Below are 20,134 nucleotides of genomic sequence, written 5' to 3' on the forward strand. Positions count from 1 at the left end.
GGAGCCGAACGGTCCGGGCGGGCCGAGGGATCCGGGCGGGCCGAGGGGGCGCCTAGCCCTGCGGGTTGGCGCCCTGGCCCGAGCCCTTGCCCGAGCCGCCCTCCTGGTCCTTGGTCGTGGGCAGCTCGGAACCGTAGTCCACCGTCTGGTCGGGCGCGGGCGCGGTGAGCTCGACCGGCTTGCCCCATTCCGCGAGGGTCACCCGGCCTGCGCCGCCCGCGCGTTCCATGAGGAGCGGGTAGGGGGTGCCCTCCAGGGAGACCGAGAGCTTGCCGCCCTTGCCCTTGTCCGCCGAGACCTGGACGGCCCGGGTGGGCCCGACCTTGGTGTAGTCCTCGCCCTTGGTGAGCTTCCCTTCGAGCCCGAGCAGCCCGTCGAGCATGACCTGCATGTCGGTGAACCCGCGGAACTGCTTGTAGGAGGGGTCGCCCTCGGGCACCTTGACGAACTTGTCGCCGAGCTTGCCGGCCGCCTCGGACTGGCCCCAGAAGGCGGCGCCCGCCTTGAGGTAGAGCTGCTCGCCGACCCGCAGCAGCTGGAAGGTGGTGTCGTCCTGGGACTTCACCTCGCCGGAGCCGCCGTCCGCCCCGAGCCGCATGTCCAGGGTGAAGGACTTGCCGCCGCTGACGAGCGTGCCGGACAGGTGGACCGACTGTGCCCCGGTGACGGCCGTCTTCGCCTTGTCCTCGATCTGCTCGGCGGACAGTTTCCCGACCCCGTTCGTCCCCTCGTCGGGATCCGCTCCGCACCCCGTGCCGACGACGGCCAGGCCCGCGCACAGGGCACTGACGAAGGCGGCCCGGCGCAGCCGCGGGGCGGGGAAATAGGCGGTCACGGGCAGGTGCCCCTCTCGTTGCGTGGCGAGCAGCTGGCAGCGTACCCGCCCGTACGCGGGCCCCTGCGCGGCGCCCGCGCAGAGCCCGTGGGGACGCACGTGCGGAGGTCTCGGGGCGCCGCGCGGACTCCGGGGGGATGCCCGGCCGGACGGCCCCACCAGGAGGTTGCGTGCGGTACGGGCTAACCTGAGGGCGGCAGTACCGGTGATCGACGGATGACGCAGCTCGTAGGAGGCGCTCGGATGGCGGCAGGCGCCCCACGGATCTTCGTCTCGCATCTGTCGGGTGTGCCCGTCTTCGATCCCAACGGCGACCAGGTGGGCCGGGTACGCGACCTCGTCGCGATGCTCCGCGTGGGCGGCCGGCCGCCCCGGCTGCTGGGCCTGGTGGTCGAGGTCGTCAGCCGGCGCCGCATCTTCCTGCCCATGACCCGGGTGACGGGCGTCGAGTCCGGCCAGGTGATCACCACCGGCGTGGTCAACATGCGGCGCTTCGAGCAGCGCCCCACCGAGCGGCTGATCCTCGGCGAACTGCTGGACCGGCGGGTGCGCCTGGTCGCGGACGACGAGGAGGTCACCGTCCTGGACGTGGCCATCCAGCAGCTGCCGGCCCGACGAGACTGGGAGATCGACCGGATCTTCGTACGGAAGGGCAAGTCGGGCGCGCTGCGGCGGCGCGGCGAGACCTTGACCGTGGAGTGGTCGGCGGTGACGGGCTTCTCGCTGGAGGAGCACGGGCAGGGCGCCGAGAACCTGGTCGCCACCTTCGAGCAGATGCGTCCCGCGGACGTGGCGAACGTCCTGCACCACCTGACGCCGAAGCGGCGTGCCGAGGTGGCGAGCGCGCTGGACGACGACCGGCTCGCGGACGTCATGGAGGAGCTGCCCGAGGACGAGCAGGTGGAGATCCTCGGGAAGCTGAAGGAGGAGCGCGCGGCCGACGTCCTGGAGGCGATGGACCCGGACGACGCGGCCGACCTGCTCTCGGAGCTGCCGGAGGACGACAAGGAACGGCTGCTGACGCTGATGCGGCCGGACGACGCCGCCGACGTGCGGCGCCTGCTGTCGTACGAGGAGAACACCGCGGGCGGTCTGATGACCACGGAGCCGATCGTGCTGCGCCCCGACGCGACGGTCGCCGACGCGCTGGCCCGCGTACGGCAGTCGGACCTGTCGCCTGCGCTCGCGGCCCAGGTGTACGTGTGCCGGCCTCCGGACGAGACGCCGACGGGCAAGTACCTGGGTACGGTGCACTTCCAGCGGCTGCTGCGCGATCCGCCGTTCACCCTGGTCAGCTCGATCGTGGACACGGGCCTGGCGCCGCTGCGGCCGGACGCCTCACTGCCGGTGGTGACCAGCTACCTGGCCGCGTACAACATGGTCGCGGTCCCGGTCGTCGACGAGAGCGGCTCGCTGCTGGGCGCGGTCACCGTGGACGACGTACTGGACCACCTGCTCCCGGACGACTGGCGGGAGACGGACTTCCACTCGGAGGCGCCCGGCGGGCCCGAGGACTCCGAGCGCGCGGAAGGAGCCCTGCGTGGGAACTGACCGGGGGCGCGGCGAGCGCGAGCAGGCCCGCGAGCGGCGCAAGGAGCAGATCCGGGAGCGGCGCGAGCACGCCCGGGCGCAGGCGCGCGAGAACGGGCTGGCGGAAGCGGCCGCGGAGCGGGCGGAACGTTCCTCTTTCGAGCGCGGCGAGCGGGCGAAGGCCGGTCAGTCGACCGGGTCGAGCGCGCTGTCGCGCTCGCGCACCCGGCTCGACCTGCCGCGCCCGGCCCGCCGCCGGCTGCTGCCGGAGTACGACCCGGAGGCCTTCGGGCGGCTGTCGGAGCGGGTCGCACGGTTCCTCGGCACGGGCCGGTTCATCGTCTGGATGACCGTCGTCATCATCATCTGGGTGCTGTGGAACATCTTTGCGCCGGAGAGCGTGCGCTTCGACCAGTACCCCTTCATCTTCCTGACCCTGATGCTGTCGCTCCAAGCCTCCTACGCGGCCCCGCTGATCCTCCTGGCGCAGAACCGCCAGGACGACCGGGACCGGGTCAACCTGGAGCAGGACCGCAAGCAGAACGAACGCTCGCTGGCCGACACCGAGTACCTGACCCGGGAAATCGCGGCCCTGCGGATGGGTCTGGGGGAGGTCGCCACGCGCGACTGGATCCGGTCCGAGTTCCAGGATCTGATCAAGGAGATGGACGAGCGGCGGCTATTCCCCGCGGAGAGTGACGAAGGCGACCGCTAGCAGCCTTTCCTGAGGCCCGCCACCGCGCCGTACCATCGGGGCATGGCTACCGACACAAGCTCCGCCTCCGCCGCTGCCGTGCCCGAACAGGACGCGATCCTGGACGCGCTGGCGACGGTGAACGACCCCGAGATCCACCGGCCGATCACCGAGCTGGGCATGGTCAAATCGGTGGAGATCGGTGACGCCGGCGAGGTCGCCGTCACCGTGTTCCTGACCGTGTCGGGCTGCCCCATGCGCGAGACCATCACCAACCTGGTCACCGAGGCCGTGCAGAAGGTCCCCGGCGTCACCTCGGTCGCCGTCACGCTGGACGTGATGAGCGACGAGCAGCGCAAGGACCTCGCGGCGACCCTGCGCGGCGGCACCGCCGAGCGCGAGGTCCCCTTCGCCCAGCCCGGCTCGCTGACCCGCGTCTACGCGGTCGCCTCCGGCAAGGGAGGCGTCGGCAAGTCCTCGGTCACCGTGAACCTGGCGGCGGCGATGGCGGCCGACGGCCTCAAGGTCGGTGTCGTCGACGCCGACATCTACGGCCACAGCGTGCCGCGCATGCTCGGCGTGGAGGGCCGCCCCACCCAGGTCGAGAACATGATCATGCCGCCGTCGGCGCACGGCGTGAAGGTCATCTCCATCGGCATGTTCACCCCGGGCAACGCGCCCGTGGTGTGGCGCGGTCCGATGCTGCACCGGGCCCTCCAGCAGTTCCTGGCCGACGTGTTCTGGGGCGACCTGGACGTCCTGCTGCTCGACCTGCCGCCGGGCACGGGCGACATCGCGATCTCCGTGGCGCAGCTCGTGCCCAACGCCGAGATCCTCGTCGTGACCACCCCGCAGCAGGCCGCGGCCGAGGTCGCGGAGCGGGCCGGCTCGATCGCCGTGCAGACCCACCAGAAGATCGTCGGCGTCGTCGAGAACATGTCCGGGCTGCCCTGCCCGCACTGCGACGAGATGGTCGACGTGTTCGGCTCCGGCGGTGGCCAGAAGGTCGCCGACGGCCTGACCAAGACGGTCGGCGCGGCCGTGCCGGTGCTGGGCTCGATCCCGATCGACGTCCGCCTGCGCGAGGGCGGCGACGACGGCACCCCGGTCGTCCTGTCCGACCCCGACTCCCCCGCCGGTGCGGCCCTGCGCGCCATCGCCGGCAAGCTCGGCGGCCGTGCCCGCGGCCTGGCCGGCATGTCCCTGAGCATCACCCCGCGCAACAAGTTCTGACGTAGGACGAAAGAGGGGCCGGCGAGGAGATCTCCTCGCCGGCCCCTCTTTCGGTTCGCGTCTCTTTCGTTCGCGTCCTACTCGTACGCCGCCAGGTCCCCGATCACCGAGAACCCGAGCCCGTACGCGCTCATCCCCCGCCCGTAGGCACCGAGATGCACCCCGCTGCCGGTCGATCCGGCCAGAACCCAGCCGAACTCCGACTCGCGGTAGTGGAACGGCGTCGGCTCCCCGTCCACGGGCAGCGACAGCGTCGACCAGTCCGGCCCGGCCAGGTCGTCCGCGAGCTCCCACGCGGCCTCGGTCTGCTGGTCGAGCCAGTCGTCGCGCAGGCTGTGGTCCATCTGCCCCGGCCAGCTGTAGGCCAGCAGCCCCGAGCCGGCCAGCCAGGCCGCCGAGGAGACCGAGGTGGCCTCCAGGACGCCGGTGCCGTCGGCGGTGCGGCGCAGCGGGTTGCTGGCCACCGTGACGACCACCGCGAAGCGCTCCTTCTCCCCGGTGGCGATCTCGCCGCGGGCGGAGGGCTCGTCGCCGTGGCCGGTCGAGCCGTGTTCCACGCTGCCGTCGGCGCCCGCGGCGACCTGCATCAGCCAGCGGGGGCCGGTGAAGGCCCCGTCCAGCCCGTACCAGGGGAAGTCGGCCCGCAGGTACCCTTCGGCCGCCCGGCGGGCGGCAGGGACGGGCGGGGCGGCCGCGTCCGGGGGCTGCGGATGGTCTGCTGCCAGTGCTGGGGCTGGCGTCTGCGCCTCGGCGGGCTGCGTGCCTACCCGGCTACTGCTCGTCGTCTCCATCTGAGCGGCCTCTCGTTCCGTGGGATCCGGAACGGCCCACCCCCCTCGGGCGTCCTGGGTCCGGACTCAAGGAGGATAGCCATCCGACCGCGGTTCGCCGGGCAGGCAGGCGCGTGCGTGGTCCCGGGTGGCGTCAGGTCGCGTCGGCGTCGTAGCGCGAGCGCTGCTCCTGCGCCGGGGTCCCGGGCTTCTTGACCATGTCCGGTCCGGCGCCCGGCGAGGCGGCCGGGAGGGCTCCGCCGGCGGCCGCGGCCGCGTCGGACTCCTTGCCGTTGACCGCGTCCGTGACGTCGTTGAGTTCCTTGCGGAGATCGAAGCTGCTCCGGATCTCCTTGAGGTCCTCGTTCTCGGTCAGCTGCTTGCGGATGAAGTTCTTCGGGTTCAGGTCCTCGAACTCGAAGTCCTTGAATTCCGGGCCGAGCTCGGAGCGGATGTCCTGCTTCGCGCTGTCGGAGAACGCGCGGATCTTCCGGATGACGCCCGTGACGTCCTGGATGACCTTGGGCAGCTTGTCCGGGCCGAAGATGAGAATGGCGAGCACCACGATCGTGACCAGCTCGAGTGCGCCTATGTCGTTGAACACCTTGCCCCGCTCCTCGGCTCTCTTCACGTCAGGCCTGTCACACGGTACCCGGCCAGGTCCGCAGGCCAATACACCAGGACCGGCTGATTACCCGACCGGTTCTGCTTTCACCCGCCCGTCACGAACCGTTCGCCGACCCGAGGACCACTTCCAGCGTGCGCTCCCGGCCCTCGCGCAGCACGGTGAGGGTGAGCCGGTCGCCCGGCCGGTGGGCCCGGATCTTGATCACCAGCTCGTCGCCGCCGTGCACCCGTACCCCGTCCACCTTGGTGATCACGTCGCCCGGCCTGATGCCCGCGCGGGCTCCGGGCCCGCCGGCGGTCACGGCGGGCTTCCCGCCCTCGCCCTTCTCCCCCACGCGCGCTCCGTCGCCGGAGTAGTCCATGTCCAGGGTGACGCCGATGACGGGGTGGGTGGCGCGGCCGGTGCGGATCAGTTCCTCGGCCACGCGCTTGCCCTGGTTCACCGGGATGGCGAACCCGAGGCCGATGCTGCCGCGCTGCTGTCCGGAGCTGTCCTTGCCGTCGCCCCCGCGGATGGCGCTGTTGATGCCGATGACCTGGGCCCTGGCGTCGAGGAGCGGTCCGCCGGAGTTGCCGGGGTTGATGGGGGCGTCGGTCTGGAGCGCGTCGACGTAGCTGACGTCGCTGCCGTCGCCCTTGTCGCCCCCGGCGGTGATGGGGCGGCCGGTGGCGCTGATGATCCCGGCGGTGACGGTGTTGGAGAGGTCGAAGGGGGCCCCGATGGCCACCACCGGGTCGCCCACCTTGACGTTCTCGGAGTTGCCGAGCGCGAGCGGCCGCAGGCCCCGTACCCCGTCGACCTTGACGACGGCCAGGTCGTAGCCGGTGTCGCCGCCGACCAGTTCGGCGGCGACGCTCTCGCCGGTGCTGAAGGTGACCGTTATGGTCCGGGCCCCGTGGACCACGTGGTTGTTGGTGAGGATGTGGCCCTGCCCGTCGAGGACGAAGCCGGTGCCGGTCGAACTGCCCTCCGCGGCGTTGACGTGCAGGGTGACCACGCCGGGCAGCGCGGTGGCGGCGATCCCGGCCACGCTGTCGGGAGCCCGGCCGCCGTCGGCGGGGGCCGCCTGCGGGAGTTCGAGCCGGGTGCCTGCCTGCCGCTCGGCGAGGACGCCGGCGTAGCCGCCGATGCCGCCGGCCAGGAGGGCGGCGCCGAGGCCGAGGACGATGCCCTGGCGCAGCCGGAACCGGCGCGAGCCCGCCTTGCCGTGGTCCACCGCCTGGAGCGGCCGCACACCCCACGGGTCGTACCGCGGCTCAGGGTCCGCGTCCGGGTCCGCGACGGGCTCCGGCGCGGTCCGCGGGGGCGGTACGGATCCCTCGTGCCCGGCAACCGGCTGCGCGGGGCGGCTCCACCACTGGGGCACCGGGGCGGGGGCCGTCACCGGGGCGGGGTCGGGGTCCGGGGCCGTGTCCGGGGCGGCGTGCTCGGCGGCCCGAGGGGGCGGTACGGATCCCTCGTGCGCGCCGACGGGCTCCGCGGGGCGGCTCCACCACCGGGGCAGGGGGGCGGGGACCGGATCCGCCGCCGGATCGGTCTGCTGACTGTCGGACATGGGTGCTCCCCGCCTGCCTGTCGGTCTCCGCCGGCCGCCCGGGGCGGCGCATCTGGCGGAGATTCAACCAGGTTGCCCGTGCCGCCCGCCCCGGCGGGCGGCACGGGCGGCCGCAGGGGCGAGCCGGAGGGGCCGGCCGGAGCCACGTCCCGGACCGCTCAGCGGTACAGGGACACCGGGCGTGCGGGGGCGGTCGGCCGGGAGGGCGCCGGGGAGGCCGCGAGCGGGGAGACCGGGCGGAGCGTCGGAACGGTGCCCGGCTTCGGCAGCCGGTTCTCCCGGACCACCGCGTCGACCACCGGGACCACCGGTCCCGTGCGCGCGGCCGGGGCCTCGCCCCGGGCATTGGGCTCGACCGCTTCCATCGGCAGCGAGCCGCCCAGCGCGATCGCGGCGAGCGACACCGCTCCGGCGGCCACGAAGGCGAAGCGGCGCCGCTGGCGGCCCACCTCGTGTATCCGGAAGCCCTGCTGCTGCGGCTCGGCGGCGGTCGCGGGCGGCGCGTAGCCGAAGGACCCGAACGGGTCGGCTCCCGGCGGCGGACCGAAGGGACCGGAAGGTCCCGACGGGCCCTCGGGACCGCTGCCCGGCAGACCCTGCAGCCGTGCCAGCAGCCCGGCCGACAGCGGAGGGGGCGCGCTCTCCACGAACATGGTCTTCAGGCGGCGCTGCGCATCGGCCTCGGCCTTGCACTTGGCACACGTCGCCAGGTGCGCCAGTACGCGCTCGCGCGCGTCGTGGCTCAACTCCCCGTCCACGAGGGCGGCGAGCCGGTCGCCCAGGTGGTGCTCCGCGGAGGAAGCCTGTTCGGCGGGCGACGGGGACGGACTGATCCCGCTCACTCGGCTCCGCCCTCTCCCCCGGTGCCGGGGGCGCCCACGGCCACACCGGCCAGCGCGCGCTGCTCCGCACGGGCCTCGGGAGACCGGTGCTTGAGCGCCTTGCGCAGGTGCGAACGGCCGCGGTGGATACGGCTGCGGACGGTGCCGAGCTTCACGCCGAGCGTTGCGGCGATCTCCTCGTACGACAGGCCCTCGATGTCACAGAGCACCACGGCCGCACGGAACTCGGGCGCGAGGGTGTCCAGCGCCTGCTGTACGTCCGCGTCGAAGTGGGTGTCGTGCAGCACCTGCTGCGGGGACGGCTCGCGACTGGGCAGCCGCTCGGCGGCGTCGTCGGCGAGGGCGTCGAAGCGGATCCGCTGCTTGCGGCGGACCATGTCGAGGAAGAGGTTCGTGGTGATCCGGTGCAGCCAGCCCTCGAAGGTGCCGGGCGTGTACGTGGACAGCGAGCGGAAGACGCGGACGAAGACTTCCTGCGTCAGGTCCTCGGCGTCGTGCTGGTTGCCCGTCAGCCTGTAGGCGAGACGGTAGACCCGCGCACTGTGCGTGCTGACGATCTCCTCCCACGAGGGAGGGGTCCACGCCTGGGAGCCCGCATCGGCGGCGAAGGTCGCGGTGGTTGCGGTGTCTACGGTGCGGAAACGGTCAGCAATGTTGGTCACGGATTTCGGCTCACCGGCCGACCAGAAGAGGCGTCGGAGGACACCCCCACGATCCACAGGCGCAGCCGCACCTCCCCTGTCGGCTCTGGTGGTGTCCAGCGGAATCCCTACCATAGCCACCCCTCCCGTCAGCTCTGGATAAGCATTTTTGCAGTAACTTTGCACGGGCTCCGGGCCCCAGGCCGCTCTTGCGTCTCTACTGCTCTCAACGCCCGGTCCCATCTGCGGGTTCCCGACTCCAGCGGATACAGTCACCGTTGCGCCAACTATGGGGACAGGAGAGGGTCATTACCGGCAACCGGCAGACGAGCTGGGCGTTCGCCGACGCGTTTGTCGCCGAAGACGACGCTCTGCGATGGGCCCGCGACCGGTCCAGGGAAGCGGGACTGCGTTCCGTCTCCCCCGGCACCGGGGCCGCGCTGCGCCTGCTCGCCGCCACCGCGGACGCGAAGGCGGTCGCCGAGATCGGCACCGGAACCGGCGTGTCCGGCATCCACCTCCTGCACGGAATGCGCGCCGACGGGGTCCTGACCACGGTGGATCCCGAAGCGGACCGGCAGGCCTTCGCCCGCCAGGCCTTCCGCGCCGCCGGCTTCGCGGGCAACCGCGCCCGCTTCATCCCGGGCCGCGCCCTGGACGTACTGCCCCGGCTGGCCGACGGCGGATACGACCTCGTCTTCTGCGACGGGGACCCTTCCGAGTCCCTGGACTACCTCGCTGAATCGTTGCGCCTGCTCCGCCCCGGCGGCCTCGTCTGCTTCGAGGGAGTCTTCTCGGACGGCCGTACGGTCGACTCCGCGGCCCAGCCGGTCGAGGTGCTCCGGGTCCGCGAACTGCTGCGCACCGTCCGCGAGACCCCGGCCCTGGAGGCCGCCCTGCTCCCGGTGGGCGACGGCCTGCTGTGCGCGGTCCGGCGCTGAGCCCGGCGGGCTAAGAGCCGCCGGGTCGCCGGTCGGCTGGTGCGCGCTACAGCTCAGCGCAGCAGTGCGAAGGTCAGCGCGGCCGTACCGCCCAGCGCGGCGCCGGCGAGGAGCTGCGCCGTGGTGTGCGCCTTCAGGACCAGCCGGGACCATCCCACGCCGGCGGCGACCAGCACCGCGGGGAGCAGCGCCGGTCCGAAGACCAGCAGCAGGATCATCACGGTGCCGCCGGCCACCGACATGTGGATGGATATCTGCCAGCCGACCGTCACCAGCAGGGACGAGACGAGCCCGACGAGCATCGCGACGACGAGCGCGAAGACGTCGGCCGGGGCCCCGAACACGCGCAGGAGGGTGATCCCGGCGACGACCGAGACCAGGCTCAGCCCCATCGGGACGACCCGCTGGCGCCGTACCCGGATGTGCTGGTCGGTCAGCGCCCCGCGCCGGACCCCGAGCAGGATGATGCCGATCGGGACCACGCCGCAGAACAGGGCGCCGAGCAGGCCCCAGCCGAGACCCGCCCACGACCCGGTGCTGTGCCAGCCGATCAGCAGGAGCTGGGCGACCACCAGGTTCGCCGGCGCCAGGACCTCCGTGAGGACCCGGGCCGCCTTCTCGCGGGGCGTGCAGTCGGCGAAGGCCGGCGGAGCGGGCGGGGAAAAGGTCACGGTGCGACTCCGGCGATCACGGTCCGGGGCCCGGCTCGGGGCCCGGCCCGGGTACACAACGGGGACACAACACTGCCCCGACCGCTTGGTGCGGCCGGGGCAGTGCAGAGAATGCAGCGAAAGTACTATCAGCGTCCCTGGGGGATCAGCCGACGACCTTCTTCAGGGCGTCACCCAGGGCGTCCGCCTCGTCCGGAGTCAGCTCGACGACGAGCCGACCGCCGCCCTCGAGCGGTACGCGCATGACGATGCCCCGCCCCTCCTTGGTGACCTCGAGCGGGCCGTCGCCCGTCCGCGGCTTCATGGCCGCCATGCTCGTTCCCCTTCCTGAAACCAGTTCATCGTCAGCCGACGGCCCCATTCAGGCGCCTAGTACCCGGCATCGAACACATTGCTTCCAGGCCATTATCCCGCATGTCAGGACCCGATGACCAACATCGGCTGGGAACGCTTGTGCAACGCGCTTGACCAAAACCACTCATTTCGGGGACACGCCTGCGATACTTCGCCGCCGCGGCACGACTCTGCCCTTCCGTTTATTTGACGCACATCACATGTGCGACCCCCGTCCGGTCCGCCATGCTGACCTTTGCACCGGCCGGTACCGGCCGGTAGCCAGCCCGCGACGAAGGGGGACCCCCGCCATGGCCGACAGCGTGCTCTACGAAGTGACCGACGGACTCGCCACCATCACGATCAACCGTCCCGAGGCCATGAACGCCATGAACACCGAGGCCAAGGTCGCCCTGCGCGACGCGGCCAAGGCGGCGGCCGCGGATCCGGCCGTACGGGCGGTCCTGCTCACCGCGGCGGGCAACCGGGCGTTCTGCGTGGGCCAGGACCTCAAGGAGCACGTCGGATTCCTGGCGGCCGACCGGGAGCACGGCTCCTCGCTGACCATGAACACCGTCGCGGAGCACTACAACCCGATCGTCCGGGCGCTGACGGAGATGCCGAAGCCGGTGGTGGCGGGCGTGAACGGCGTCGCGGCGGGCGCGGGCTTCGGCTTCGCCCTGGCGGCGGACTTCCGTGTGGTCGCGGACACCGCCTCCTTCAACACCTCTTTCGCGGGCGTCGCCCTGACGGCCGACTCGGGCGTCTCGTGGACGCTGCCCCGCCTGATCGGCGGCTCGCGCGCCTCCGACCTGCTGCTCTTCCCCCGGTCCGTGAAGGCCCAGGAGGCCCTGGAGCTCGGCATCGCGAACCGCGTCGTCCCCTCGGACGAGCTGGCGGCCGAGGCGCTGGCCGTGGCCCGGCGGCTGGCCGAGGGCCCGACGGTCGCCTACGCGGCGCTGAAGGAGTCCCTGGCGTACGGGGCCTCCCGGTCGCTCTCCGACGCGCTGGACCACGAGGACGTGCTCCAGGCCCGTGCGGGGGCCTCTGAGGACCACGGCATCGCCGTGGAAGCCTTCCTCGCGAAGCAGGCCCCCCGATACCTGGGCCGCTAGCGACTCCCCCGGGCGGGACGGTCACCGCTCCGCGGGCGCGGGCGCGGGCGGCCGCTGCGCGGGGCAAGTTCCCCTACCCGCCCTTCGCCCGTTCCCCGGGGCTCCGCCCCGGACCCCGCTCCTCAAACGCCGGAGGGGCTGGATTTTCGCCGGTGTCGGCCATGTCCAGCCTCGCCGGCGTTTGAGGAGCGGGGTCCGGGGCGGAGCCCCAGGGGGGTCCGGGCGGAGCCCGGGGAACGGTGGAAGGGCGGGTAGGGGACCCAGCCCCGCAGGGACGACCCAGCCGCACCCGGGGAACCAGGCCCCGCCGGGTCAGGACAGGTCGCGGGCCACGCAGCGGGACAGGTGGTCGTTGACCAGGCCGCAGGCCTGCATCAGGGCGTAGGCCGTCGTGGGGCCCACGAAGCGGATGCCCGCCTTCTTCAGGGCCTTGGCCAGGGCCGTGGACTCCGGGGTGACCGCCGGGATCTCGGTGGTGGTCTTCGGGGCCCGCCCCGGCGCAGGGGCGTGGGACCAGATCAGGGCGTCCAGTTCGCCCTCTCCCCACCCGGCCAGGGTCTTCGCGTTGGCGAGGGTCGCCTCGATCTTGGCCCGGTTCCGGATGATCCCCTCGTCGGCGAGGAGCCGTTCCACGTCCGCCGCCCCGAACTCCGCCACCTTGGCGATCTCGAAGCCCGCGAAGGCCGCCCGGAACCCCTCGCGCCGGCGCAGGATCGTCAGCCAGGACAACCCCGACTGGAAGGCCTCCAGGCACAGCCGCTCGTACAGCGCGTCGTCCCCGTGGACCGGCCGGCCCCACTCCGTGTCGTGGTACGCGATGTAGTCCTCGGTGGACAGCCCCCAGGGACACCGCAGGCCCCCGTCGGGGCCGGCGAGCACCCCGCTCACTGCTCGGCGGCCTTGGTCAGGTCCACGGAGCCGTCGGCGGGCCCGGCCGCGGGCGCCGGCCCGGTCGCGGCGGTGAGCTCGGCGATCCGCGCGTCGCGCTCCGCCAGCTCCGCCGCCAGCCGCTCCAGTACGTCGTCCACGTCGGACATCCGGTAGCCGCGCGGGGCCACCGGCAGGCGCAGCTCGTCGATGTCCGCCCGTACGACGGGGCGGTTCTCCGGCAGGGCGTCGGACAGCCGGTCGGGCTCGGCCTCGGGCAGCACCGCCTCGGACCCCCCGCCGGCCACCGCGAGGGTGACTCCCGCGACGACCACGACCAGCGCGATGAGCAAGAACGCGAACACGATCAACTCCCCTGAGAGACTCCGGCCACCAGGTTAAGGTCGCAGGCGAGGCGCAAGGGTCGCCGAAGGAGGAAAGAGCAGGATGCTGCGACTGGGCAGGCGCGAGTTCGACGACCACGAGCCGGTGATCATGGCCATCGTGAACCGGACCCCTGACTCCTTCTACGACCAGGGAGCGACCTTCCGCGACGAGCCGGCCCTGGACCGGGTCGAGCAGGCGGTGGCCGAGGGCGCCGCGATCATCGACATCGGCGGGGTGAAGGCCGGTCCCGGCGAGCACGTGGACGCGGCGGAGGAGGCCCGGCGCACGGTCGGCTTCGTCGCCGAGGTCCGCCGCCGCCACCCCGACGTGGTGATCAGCGTCGACACGTGGCGGCACGAGGTCGGCGAGGCCGTCTGCGAGGCCGGGGCCGATCTGCTCAACGACGCGTGGGGCGGTGTCGACCCGAAGCTCGCGGAGGTCGCCGCGCGCCACGGCGCGGGCATCGTCTGCACCCACGCGGGCGGCGTCGAGCCGCGGACCCGGCCGCACCGGACCGAGTACGAGGACGTGATGGCCGACATCCTCCGCGTCACGGTCGGCCTGGCCGAGCGTGCGGCGGCCCTGGGCGTACCCCGTGAGTCGATCATGATCGACCCGGGCCACGACTTCGGGAAGAACACCCGCCACTCGCTGGAGGCCACCCGGCGCCTCTCCGAGATGACGGAGACGGGCTGGCCGGTCCTGGTCTCCCTCTCCAACAAGGACTTCGTCGGCGAGACCCTCGACAAGCCGGTCAAGGAACGCCTGCTGGGCACCCTGGCCACGACGGCCGTCTCGGCCTGGCTGGGCGCCCAGGTCTACCGCGTCCACGAAGTCGCGGAAACCAAGCAGATCCTGGACATGGTCCGCTCGATCCAGGGCCACCGACCCCCGGCGGTCGCCCGCCGGGGGCTGGCGTAGCGGTCGGCGGCCGGTCCTACCTGGCGACTTCCTTCGTCACGAGCGCGATCGCCTCGTCCACGTCGTCGGTGACGTGGAACAGGTAGAGGTCCTTCTCCGAGGCCTTGCCCTGGGCGATGACCGTGCCCTTCAGCCAGTCGATGAGCCCGCTCCAGTACTCCGTGCCGAACAGCACGATCGGGAAGCGGGTGATCTTCTGCGTCTGGACCAGGGTCAGGGCCTCGAACAGCTCGTCGAGGGTGCCGAGCCCGCCCGGCAGGACCACGAAGCCCTGGCTGTACTTCACGAACATCGTCTTGCGGACGAAGAAGTAGCGGAAGTTCAGCCCGAGGTCGACGTGCTGGTTGAGCCCCTGCTCGAAGGGGAGCTCGATGCCCAGGCCCACCGAGATGCCGTTGGCCTCCCGCGCGCCCTTGTTGGCCGCCTCCATCGCGCCCGGGCCCCCGCCCGTGATCACCGCGAACCCGGCCTCCACGAGCGCACCGCCGATCCGCACGCCCGCCTCGTACTCCGGCGAACCCGCCGGCGTCCGGGCGGAGCCGAACACGCTGATCGCCGGCGGCAGCTCCGCCAGGGTGCCGAAGCCCTCGATGAACTCCGACTGGATGCGCAGGACCCGCCACGGATCGGTGTGCACCCACTCGGAGGGCCCGGCCGAATCCAGCAGCCGCTGGTCCGTCGTACTGCCGGCCTGCACCTGGCCCCGCCTCCTCAGCACCGGCCCGAGCTGCTGCTCCTCGGGCCGACGACGAGCGGACCCTTCAGGGTTGCCCATGATGTGCTCCCTCCTGCTGATCGTTGGATCAGGTTAGGCGCACGAGGGTGACGACAAACGGAACTCGACGAGTTACTGGCGTGGCCGGAAAGACTCGCGCAACGTACAGACGCTCGATAACTCGCTGAAACCGGTGAGGAACGAGCATCCGTCACGCAGACGCACGTGCGAGCCCCTAGCTTCACGTCTCATGAAGCTGGTGGTGCAGGTGAAGCTCCTGCCGACGCCCTCACAGGCGTCGGCTCTGGCCTCGACCCTGCATGCCTGCAACCAGGCGGCTTCATGGGTGGCGGAGTCCGCCTTCAAGCAGAAGACCTTCCGGAACTTCGATCTGCGGAAGCACACCTACAACGAGGTCAAGGCGCGTTGGGGGCTGGGGGCGCAAGCTGCGCAGCACGTGATCAAAAAGGTTGCCGACGCGTACACGGCGCTCCTCGCGAACTCGCGAGCGGGGAATCTCGGCCGACCCAGCTCCGCCCGACACCGCCGCTCGACGGAGAAGCCGCTCGCCTTCCGTGCGACGGCCGCTCAGCCCTACGACGACCGCATGCTCTCGTGGCAGACCGACGCCCGCACCGTTTCGATCTGGACCACGGCCGGACGCCTGAAGGGGATGTCGTACACCGGCAGTCCCACGCAGCTGGAGATGATCGCCGCGCATCGCAGAGGCGAATCGGACCTGATCCACCGCGACGGGTCCTGGTACCTCGCTGCTACCTGCGACGTCCCGGAAGCCCTTCCGAACGCACAGCCTGTGGACTTCCTCGGCGTGGACCTCGGCATCGTCAACATCGCCACGACGAGCGACGGCGAGATCATGGCCGGGCGGCGACTCAACCGGCTGCGGAAGCGCGACCGGGACGTCCGCACGAAACTTCAACGCAAGGGAACCAAATCCGCCAAGCGGCGCATCCAGCGCAGGCGACGCAAGGAGGCCCGGCGGACTCGGGACGTCAATCACAAGATCGCCAAACACATCGTGGCCGAGGCTGAACGCACCGGGCGCGGGATCGGTCTGGAGAACCTGACCGGGATCCGCGAACGGGTACGGCTGAGGAAGCCCCAACGGGCCATGGTGCACACCTGGGCCTTCGCCCAGCTCGGCGACTTCATCGCCTACAAGGCCCGCCGGGCCGGAGTGCCGGTGGTGTACGTCGACCCGGCGTACACCTCCCGCACCTGCTCCGAGTGCGGTCACGTCGACAAGGCGAACCGGGTCTCACAGGCCCGCTTCGCCTGCCGGTCCTGCGGATTCGTTGATCACGCAGACCGCAACGGCTCCCGCAACATCCGCGCACGCGCGCGGATGCTGTGGCGAAGCGGGGCCCAGTCACCGGCCCCAGCCGTCCCGCACCAGCGGGACGGCCGGACGCGGACGGCACACCACAGCCGGTGATGCGCCGTAACGCAAGCCCGGCTCTCAGGAGCCGGCAGGTGACGAGGTCAGCCAGGCGCGGAGTCGTTCCTCGCAGTGGAGGATCGCCTTTGTTTCCACGCGTTCGTCGGCCTTGTGGGCCAGGAGGGCGTCGCCCGGGCCGTAGTTGACCGCCGGGACGCCCAGGGCGCTGAAGCGGGAGACGTCCGTCCAGCCGAACTTCGGCATGGCGTGTCCGCCGACGGCTTCCATGAAGGCGGCGGCGGCCGGGTGGGAGAGGCCGGGGAGGGCGCCCGGGGAGAGGTCGTCGATGACGAACTCGTCGATGTCGCAGTCCGCGAAGACCTCGCGGACGTGGGCGATGGCCTCGTCCGTGCTGCGGTCGGGGGCGAAGCGGAAGTTGACCGTCACCGTGCAGGCGTGGGGGATGACGTTGTTGGCGACGCCGCCGTCGATGCGGACCGCGTTGAGGCCCTCGTGGTACTCCAGGCCGTCGATCACGGGCTTGCGGGGCTCGTACGCCGCCAGCGTGGCCAGGATCGGGCTCGCCGCGTGGATGGCGTTGGAGCCCATCCAGCTGCGCGCGGAGTGGGCGCGCTCGCCGGAGGTGCGGAGCAGGACGCGCAGGGTGCCCTGGCAGCCGCCCTCGACCTCGGCGTTGGAGGGTTCGAGGAGGACGGCGAAGTCGCCGGTCAGCCAGTCCGGGTGGGCTTCGGCGACCTTGCCGAGGCCGTTGAGGTCGGCGGCGACCTCTTCCTGGTCGTAGAAGACGAAGGTGAGGTCCCGGTTCGGCTCGGGGACCGTGGCCGCGATGCGCAGCTGTACGGCGACGCCCGACTTCATGTCGGTGGTGCCGCATCCCCACAGGACGTCGTTCTCGTCGAGGCGGGAGGGCACGTTGTCGGCGATCGGCACGGTGTCGAGGTGCCCGGCGAGTACGACGCGTTCGGCGCGGCCCAGGTGGGTGCGCGCGACGACGTTGTTGCCGAAGCGGTCCACGGTCAGGTGCGGCAGGCCGCGCAAGGCGTGTTCCACGAGGTCGGCGAGTACCTTCTCGTCGCCGCTCACGGAGGGGATGTCGACGAGCCGGGCGGTCAGCTCGGCGGCGTCCAGGGTGAGGTCCAGCTCGGATTCGGACATGGAGCTGACCCTAACGCCCCGGGCTGCGACGAAGCCTTGTCCGTCCGGCCGATGGACGCGTCATATGGCTCAAGTACGGTGGGCGGCGTGCCGCAGACCGATCACCCCCGCCCTCGCCGCCGCCGTCGCCCGCTCCGCTGGGCCGCGGGCTTCCTGGTGCTGGTGGCGGTGGCCGGGTACTTCGTCGTGCAGCGCGCGTCGAACGACAACGGCGGCGTGCCCTACTGCACGGCTTCGGCCGACGGGAAGAGCGGCGCGAAGGGCGGGGGCCAGTTCGACGAGATGTCCCCCGAGCAGGCGGCGAACGCGGCGACGATAGCCGCCGTCGGGGTCTCCAAGGGGATGCCCGACCGGGCCGTGACGATCGCACTGGCGACCGCGATGCAGGAGTCGGCCCTGCGCAACCTCGACCACGGCGACCGCGATTCGCTGGGCCTGTTCCAGCAGCGGCCCTCGCAGGGCTGGGGCACGCCGGACCAGATCATGGACCCCGTGTACTCGGCCGGGATCTTCTACGACCGGCTGGCCGAGATCAAGGGGTACTCGCGGCTCCCGCTGACGGTGGCGGCACAGAAGGTGCAGCTGAGCGGTTTCCCGCAGGCCTACGCGAAGCACGAGCCGGACGCCACCGTGCTGACCTCTGCCTTCACCGGCGCCGGCCACCTGACCTGCATCGGGCCCGCGCCCGTCCGGGCCGGCGATCCGGCGAAGATCCGGACGCAGCTGACCCGGCTGCTCGGCAAGAACCCCCTGTACACGCTGCCCGCGGAGGCGGGCGGCCGGGCCGGGGAGAACGCCGGGGCGGCCACCGAGTCCGAGGTGACCCTGGTGGCGAAGCCCGGCGGCGGGGAACCGGCGGCGCGGATCGGGCAGGTGCTCGCGCAGTGGGCGGTGGCCGGCTCCCGCGAGCTGGGGATCACCCGGGTCTCGTACGGCGGCAAGTCCTGGGTGGCGGGCAAGGACGGCGACCGGTGGCGGGAGCGGGGCGCCGCGGGTGCCGGGAACGACGCCGGGGATCCCGGCGCCGCGGCCCCGGGCCAGGTACGGATCTTCGTGCGCGGCTGAACCACCGGTGGACGGGTGTACGACCCGTCCCCCGTACGGGGGTGACCCGTACGGCGGACACGGAGGCCGCGGCGGGCACGCAACCGCAGGTCGGCGCGTGTTCCGAGCGGTCGGCCCGGAAGCCGATTAAACGATCCGTTACTGATCCTTTACCCACCGGCTCCGCAACTCGCGCCCCCCTCCGAGCGGTTGTCACGGCGTACTCAGCCGCTACCGCTTAGGAGCAACATGTCCCTCCCCCTGACCCGTCGGATCGCCCGTGCCGCGCTGCTCCTCGCAGCCGGGGCAGCGCCCGTGGTCGGTGCGGCCGGCGCGGCCAGCGCCGCGGGCCTGGAGTCCGTGCCGCAGCTGGGCGCGCTCACCGCGCCGGACGCGACGGTCGCCGCCGCGGGCGACACCGCCACCGATGCCGTGCCCGCCTCGACCCTGCCGGCGCCCGCGCCCGCCGACGAGGTGACCGGCGCCGCGGGCAGCCTGCTGGCTGGGCTCCCGCTCGCCGGCGGCGGGCTGCCGGGCGGCCTTCCCGGTGGCCTCCCGGGTGGACTGCCCGGCCTCGGCTAGCAGTCGCCGCCAGGAACGCCGAGGGGCCCGGGAGCACGAACTCCCGGGCCCCTCGGGCCGTCTACACCGTCATCTGCGGTTCGTAGTCGGGGGCCGGCCCCCGAACCCCGCGCCTCGAACGCCGGCGAGGCTGGATCAGGCCAGCCGCTTGACCGCCGCCGCGACGCGTTCGTCCGTGGCCGTGAAGGCGACGCGGACGAAGTGCGCGCCCGCCTCGCCGTAGAAGTCGCCCGGCGCGACCAGGACGCCGAGCTCGGCCAGGTGGGCGACCGTGTCCCAGCAGGGCTCGTCCCGGGTCACCCACAGGTACAGGCTGGCCTCGCTGTGCTCGACGCGGAAGCCGTGCGCCTCCAGGGCCGTGCGCAGGGCCGCGCGGCGGGCCGCGTAGCGCACCCGCTGCTCCTCGACGTGCACGTCGTCGCCCAGGGCCGCCACCGTGGCCGCCTGCACGGGGGCCGGGGTCATCATGCCGCCGTGCTTGCGGATCTGGAGCAGCTCGCCGAGGACTTCGGCGTCACCGGCGACGAAGGCCGCACGGTAGCCGGCCAGGTTGGACCGCTTGGAGAGCGAGTGGACGGCGACGATGCCCTCGTACGAGCCGCCGCAGACCTCGTCGTGCAGGACGGAGACGGGCTCGGCTTCCCAGCCCAGTTCCAGGTAGCACTCGTCGCTGAAGATCAGGATCCCGTGCTCGCGCGCCCAGGCCACGATCCGTACGAGCTCCTCCTTGGGGAGGACCTTGCCGGTGGGGTTGGACGGGGAGTTGAGCCACAGCAGCTTCACGCGGGCCGGGTCGAGATCGGTGGTGGGGTCGTCGTAGACCACCGGCTCGGCGCCGCACAGTCGCGCACCGACCTCGTACGTCGGGTAGGCCAGCCGGGGGTACGCCACCTGGTCGCCGGCGCCGAGGCCCAGCTGGGTGGGCAGCCAGGCCACCAGTTCCTTGGAGCCGACGACCGGCAGGACGTTGCGGTGCCCGGCGGCGCTCGCGCCGAGGCGGCCGCGCACCCAGCCGGTGATCGCGTCGCGCAGGGCCGGGGTGCCCCACACCGTGGGGTAGCCCGGGGAGTCGGCGGCCTCGATCAGGGCGCGCTGGATCAGTTCCGGCACCGGGTCGACGGGGGTGCCGACGGAGAGGTCGACGATCCCGTCCGGGTGGGTCGCCGCCGTCGCCTTGTACGGCTCCAGCTTGTCCCAGGGGAAGACGGGGAGGCGTGCTGAGACTGCGGCCACGTGGTGCTCTCGCTTTCCGGAT

The 20,134-nt window shown here is 72.3% G+C and carries 21 protein-coding genes and 1 pseudogene; 9 read left to right on the top strand and 13 right to left on the bottom strand.

Translation table 11 applies throughout. The features are described from left to right. Window positions 1-52: 52 nt before the first annotated feature. Window positions 53-835: a hypothetical protein gene (locus OG898_RS05870; RefSeq protein WP_250741755.1), complete on the bottom strand. Its 783-nt coding sequence runs from the start codon at window positions 833-835 to the stop codon at window positions 53-55. A 243-nt stretch (window positions 836-1,078) separates the two neighbouring features. Here OG898_RS05870 and OG898_RS05875 point away from each other — a divergent pair, with 243 nt between their 5' ends. The 3 genes from OG898_RS05875 to OG898_RS05885 all read left to right on the top strand — a co-directional run bounded on the left by OG898_RS05875 (window position 1,079) and on the right by OG898_RS05885 (window position 4,292). Next, window positions 1,079-2,386, top strand: coding sequence for a CBS domain-containing protein (locus OG898_RS05875; RefSeq protein WP_250741754.1), 1,308 nt, complete (start codon window positions 1,079-1,081; stop codon window positions 2,384-2,386). Between the two features lie 187 nt (window positions 2,387-2,573). Beyond that, window positions 2,574-3,080 carry a DUF1003 domain-containing protein gene (locus tag OG898_RS05880; protein ID WP_250741830.1) on the top strand — a complete coding sequence of 169 codons (507 nt, stop codon included), beginning with the start codon at window positions 2,574-2,576 and terminating at the stop codon, window positions 3,078-3,080. 42 nt (window positions 3,081-3,122) lie between these two features. Continuing rightward, window positions 3,123-4,292, top strand: coding sequence for an Mrp/NBP35 family ATP-binding protein (locus tag OG898_RS05885; protein WP_266955385.1), 1,170 nt, complete (start codon window positions 3,123-3,125; stop codon window positions 4,290-4,292). Between the two features lie 77 nt (window positions 4,293-4,369). Here OG898_RS05885 and OG898_RS05890 read toward each other — a convergent pair whose 3' ends face one another. From OG898_RS05890 to sigE, 5 genes and pseudogenes are all read right to left on the bottom strand, one after another. Then, a complete protein-coding gene (locus tag OG898_RS05890; protein WP_250741752.1) occupies window positions 4,370-5,083 on the bottom strand; it encodes a hypothetical protein in 714 nt (237 codons plus the stop codon). Window positions 5,084-5,216: 133 nt separating this feature from the next. Continuing rightward, window positions 5,217-5,666, bottom strand: coding sequence for a sec-independent translocase (locus tag OG898_RS05895; RefSeq protein ID WP_266960097.1), 450 nt, complete (start codon window positions 5,664-5,666; stop codon window positions 5,217-5,219). Window positions 5,667-5,784: 118 nt separating this feature from the next. Continuing rightward, window positions 5,785-7,245 (bottom strand): S1C family serine protease, encoded by a 1,461-nt coding sequence (locus OG898_RS05900; protein WP_266955387.1) that lies wholly within the window; start codon window positions 7,243-7,245, stop codon window positions 5,785-5,787. 374 nt (window positions 7,246-7,619) lie between these two features. Beyond that, window positions 7,620-8,087: pseudogene (locus tag OG898_RS05905) on the bottom strand (anti-sigma factor); the annotation flags it as partial. Next, complete coding sequence (sigE, locus tag OG898_RS05910; RefSeq protein WP_250741750.1) at window positions 8,084-8,863, bottom strand: RNA polymerase sigma factor SigE; 780 nt, start codon at window positions 8,861-8,863, stop codon at window positions 8,084-8,086. The gene sigE and the pseudogene OG898_RS05905, both read right to left, overlap by 4 nt. A 143-nt stretch (window positions 8,864-9,006) precedes the next feature. Between sigE and OG898_RS05915 the strand changes: the two genes are divergently transcribed. Continuing rightward, a complete protein-coding gene (locus tag OG898_RS05915; protein ID WP_250741749.1) occupies window positions 9,007-9,669 on the top strand; it encodes an O-methyltransferase in 663 nt (220 codons plus the stop codon). 53 nt (window positions 9,670-9,722) lie between these two features. On the opposite strand, the gene OG898_RS05920 is transcribed toward OG898_RS05915, so the two are convergent. Together OG898_RS05920 and OG898_RS05925 are read right to left on the bottom strand one after the other, a co-directional pair. Then, window positions 9,723-10,340: a hypothetical protein gene (locus OG898_RS05920; protein ID WP_266955390.1), complete on the bottom strand. Its 618-nt coding sequence runs from the start codon at window positions 10,338-10,340 to the stop codon at window positions 9,723-9,725. A 145-nt stretch (window positions 10,341-10,485) separates the two neighbouring features. After that, window positions 10,486-10,653 carry a DUF3117 domain-containing protein gene (locus OG898_RS05925; protein WP_003966491.1) on the bottom strand — a complete coding sequence of 56 codons (168 nt, stop codon included), beginning with the start codon at window positions 10,651-10,653 and terminating at the stop codon, window positions 10,486-10,488. A gap of 331 nt (window positions 10,654-10,984) precedes the next feature. On the opposite strand from OG898_RS05925, the gene OG898_RS05930 reads away from it, so the two are divergent. Next, window positions 10,985-11,788: an enoyl-CoA hydratase/isomerase family protein gene (locus tag OG898_RS05930; protein WP_250741747.1), complete on the top strand. Its 804-nt coding sequence runs from the start codon at window positions 10,985-10,987 to the stop codon at window positions 11,786-11,788. Between the two features lie 312 nt (window positions 11,789-12,100). Here the strand turns inward: OG898_RS05930 and OG898_RS05935 are convergent, their stop codons facing one another. Together OG898_RS05935 and OG898_RS05940 are read right to left on the bottom strand one after the other, a co-directional pair. Continuing rightward, window positions 12,101-12,676 carry a DNA-3-methyladenine glycosylase I gene (locus OG898_RS05935; protein ID WP_323182586.1) on the bottom strand — a complete coding sequence of 192 codons (576 nt, stop codon included), beginning with the start codon at window positions 12,674-12,676 and terminating at the stop codon, window positions 12,101-12,103. Then, window positions 12,673-13,026: a DivIVA domain-containing protein gene (locus OG898_RS05940; protein WP_250741746.1), complete on the bottom strand. Its 354-nt coding sequence runs from the start codon at window positions 13,024-13,026 to the stop codon at window positions 12,673-12,675. The genes OG898_RS05935 and OG898_RS05940 overlap by 4 nt, the downstream gene beginning before the upstream one ends. Window positions 13,027-13,102: 76 nt before the next feature. Between OG898_RS05940 and folP the strand changes: the two genes are divergently transcribed. Continuing rightward, entirely contained in the window at window positions 13,103-13,963 is an 861-nt protein-coding gene (gene folP / locus OG898_RS05945) for a dihydropteroate synthase (RefSeq protein WP_243335938.1), read from the top strand. A gap of 16 nt (window positions 13,964-13,979) precedes the next feature. On the opposite strand, the gene OG898_RS05950 is transcribed toward folP, so the two are convergent. Next, window positions 13,980-14,738, bottom strand: a complete 759-nt coding sequence (locus tag OG898_RS05950; RefSeq protein WP_250741745.1) for a TIGR00730 family Rossman fold protein — start codon at window positions 14,736-14,738, stop codon at window positions 13,980-13,982. A gap of 190 nt (window positions 14,739-14,928) precedes the next feature. Between OG898_RS05950 and OG898_RS05955 the strand changes: the two genes are divergently transcribed. Next, the gene (locus OG898_RS05955) at window positions 14,929-16,134 is read left to right on the top strand and encodes a transposase (RefSeq protein ID WP_266955420.1); all 1,206 of its coding nucleotides are present in this window, start codon (window positions 14,929-14,931) and stop codon (window positions 16,132-16,134) included. A 24-nt stretch (window positions 16,135-16,158) separates the two neighbouring features. Here the strand turns inward: OG898_RS05955 and dapE are convergent, their stop codons facing one another. Further along, window positions 16,159-17,253: a succinyl-diaminopimelate desuccinylase gene (gene dapE, locus OG898_RS05960; protein WP_250741743.1), complete on the bottom strand. Its 1,095-nt coding sequence runs from the start codon at window positions 17,251-17,253 to the stop codon at window positions 16,159-16,161. 87 nt (window positions 17,254-17,340) lie between these two features. Between dapE and OG898_RS05965 the strand changes: the two genes are divergently transcribed. Then, a complete protein-coding gene (locus OG898_RS05965; RefSeq protein WP_266955422.1) occupies window positions 17,341-18,318 on the top strand; it encodes a hypothetical protein in 978 nt (325 codons plus the stop codon). 228 nt (window positions 18,319-18,546) lie between these two features. Further along, window positions 18,547-18,879, top strand: a complete 333-nt coding sequence (locus OG898_RS05970) for an ATP-binding protein (RefSeq protein ID WP_250741741.1) — start codon at window positions 18,547-18,549, stop codon at window positions 18,877-18,879. A 135-nt stretch (window positions 18,880-19,014) separates the two neighbouring features. On the opposite strand, the gene dapC is transcribed toward OG898_RS05970, so the two are convergent. Then, complete coding sequence (dapC, locus tag OG898_RS05975) at window positions 19,015-20,112, bottom strand: succinyldiaminopimelate transaminase (protein ID WP_250741740.1); 1,098 nt, start codon at window positions 20,110-20,112, stop codon at window positions 19,015-19,017. Between the last annotated feature and the right edge of the window lie 22 nt (window positions 20,113-20,134).

The organism is Streptomyces sp. NBC_00193, assembly GCF_026342735.1.
In the GTDB taxonomy this organism is placed as follows: Bacteria; Actinomycetota; Actinomycetes; order Streptomycetales; family Streptomycetaceae; genus Streptomyces; species Streptomyces stoeckheimensis.

What these genes read in the sequence shown, in the direction of transcription:
- OG898_RS05875 (WP_250741754.1), top strand. Translation starts at nt 1,079, where the DNA reads ATGGCGGCAGGCGCCCCACGGATCTTCGTCTCGCATCTGTCGGGTGTG.
- OG898_RS05885 (WP_266955385.1), top strand. Translation starts at nt 3,123, where the DNA reads ATGGCTACCGACACAAGCTCCGCCTCCGCCGCTGCCGTGCCCGAACAG.
- OG898_RS05890 (WP_250741752.1), bottom strand. Translation starts at nt 5,083, where the DNA reads ATGGAGACGACGAGCAGTAGCCGGGTAGGCACGCAGCCCGCCGAGGCG.
- OG898_RS05900 (WP_266955387.1), bottom strand. Translation starts at nt 7,245, where the DNA reads ATGTCCGACAGTCAGCAGACCGATCCGGCGGCGGATCCGGTCCCCGCC.
- sigE (WP_250741750.1), bottom strand. Translation starts at nt 8,863, where the DNA reads ATGGTAGGGATTCCGCTGGACACCACCAGAGCCGACAGGGGAGGTGCG.
- OG898_RS05925 (WP_003966491.1), bottom strand. Translation starts at nt 10,653, where the DNA reads ATGGCGGCCATGAAGCCGCGGACGGGCGACGGCCCGCTCGAGGTCACC.
- OG898_RS05930 (WP_250741747.1), top strand. Translation starts at nt 10,985, where the DNA reads ATGGCCGACAGCGTGCTCTACGAAGTGACCGACGGACTCGCCACCATC.
- folP (WP_243335938.1), top strand. Translation starts at nt 13,103, where the DNA reads ATGCTGCGACTGGGCAGGCGCGAGTTCGACGACCACGAGCCGGTGATC.
- OG898_RS05950 (WP_250741745.1), bottom strand. Translation starts at nt 14,738, where the DNA reads ATGGGCAACCCTGAAGGGTCCGCTCGTCGTCGGCCCGAGGAGCAGCAG.
- OG898_RS05955 (WP_266955420.1), top strand. Translation starts at nt 14,929, where the DNA reads ATGAAGCTGGTGGTGCAGGTGAAGCTCCTGCCGACGCCCTCACAGGCG.
- dapE (WP_250741743.1), bottom strand. Translation starts at nt 17,253, where the DNA reads ATGTCCGAATCCGAGCTGGACCTCACCCTGGACGCCGCCGAGCTGACC.
- OG898_RS05970 (WP_250741741.1), top strand. Translation starts at nt 18,547, where the DNA reads ATGTCCCTCCCCCTGACCCGTCGGATCGCCCGTGCCGCGCTGCTCCTC.